Source organism: Pseudomonas sp. SDT291_1_S447, from assembly GCF_054070155.1.
The window spans coordinates 1-216 of the sequence record NZ_JBSVXS010000463.1 but is presented as its reverse complement, the minus strand read 5'-3'; the positions used below and the strand labels follow the sequence as shown (position 1 = coordinate 216).

General features: G+C 61.6%; 1 pseudogene. It reads left to right on the top strand.

The features are described 5' to 3' along the window. Positions 1-216: pseudogene (locus tag ACW9IR_RS30380) on the top strand (alpha/beta hydrolase); the annotation flags it as partial.

The following is a 216-nucleotide window of genomic DNA, read 5'->3' as shown; positions in this document are numbered from 1 at the left end:
CCCGCCAGTTATCGTGACGTAGGACAATTCGCCCTGAGCACTTCCTGGTTAACATGGCCGTTTCAGGTGCCCCTGTCCTGGCTGGTGCCGGACGCAGACAGCGCAATATATGCCATACCGAAACTGACGCGCGTGCCGAAGCTGTTGTTCCACAGCCTGGACGACCCGATCGTGCCGGTGGCCAATGGCATCCGCCTCTACCAGGCCGCGCCACCA